The organism is Streptomyces sp. H39-C1 (assembly GCF_027158125.1).
GTDB lineage: Bacteria > Actinomycetota > Actinomycetes > Streptomycetales > Streptomycetaceae > Actinacidiphila > Actinacidiphila fildesensis.
On record NZ_JAPVLS010000280.1, the window covers coordinates 1 to 910 of the forward strand.

At 72.1% G+C, this 910-nt stretch carries 1 protein-coding gene; it reads left to right on the forward strand.

The window, feature by feature from the left end; all coding sequences use genetic code 11:
- Positions 1–581 precede the first annotated feature (581 nt).
- Positions 582–910: hypothetical protein (locus O3W51_RS48195; protein WP_269290443.1), on the forward strand; the 329-nt coding region annotated here is incomplete at its 3' end.

Consider the following 910-nt stretch of genomic DNA (forward strand, 5'->3'; position numbering starts at 1 on the left):
GGGTCAGGAGTTCGGCCGGCGCCCCGGGTGCGGGGGCGTACGGCGTGACGGGGGCGTGGTCGGGCTGCGCGCTCATCTGGTCCTCCCGGCGGGTCGTCACCTCACGGTACGCGCGCCGGGTCGCCATGGAAGCGGACATGCGGTGATCCCTCCTACCGGGTGCGCAGGGCGCGGGCGACGACCCGCGCGCGCTGGTCGGCCGCGTACGCACCGGCGGAAGCAGCGGCGTGCTCATCGAGGGGCTGACGGTCGGGCACGGGTGCGGTAGCCGGCTGGGCTGATGCCGGTCGAGCAGGGCGCCGACTTCCGCCGGCCGCCCGGCGAGCCCGAGCCCGACCCGGCCTGACGTCCGCTCGCCCCCGGCGGCCTCACCTTCTCAGGCCCGGACCGCCATATTTGAGTGCTGACACCCTGGGTTGCGCCACGTCCAGGACCAGCTCACCATCTAGCCCCACCGCCCGGTGTGCAAGCGCCTCCACCTGGACAGTGGCCGTAGCTGGCCCGGCTCCCGCCTCGGATACCGTGTTCCTCTACGGGGTGTCATAACGGAAGTGACGCCCCCGACCGGAGGTAGTCAGCGTATGAGTTCAAAGCGCAGCAAGAATCCAGCCCTGCCCGTACTTGACGACGCATTTCGACTCGCGTCGGTCGAGGACGCCGAAGAGTCCGCCCGTGACGTGGCCGCGCGGCTGGCCACCACCGAGCTGCGCCGCGTTTCCCCCCCGGGGCGGGTCACGTGGGGCCCCACCGATCAGGCCGAGCCCGTACCGGTCCCGCCGACTGTGGTCGACGGTGACGGGGACCTGTGGTTGCGGGACCGGGGCACTGGGACCTGGAGCATGCCCGAGTTCGACCCGAAGGAGTTCCCGGCCCGCTGTGGCGAGGTTCTGACGTGGGACCAGCTTGCCCG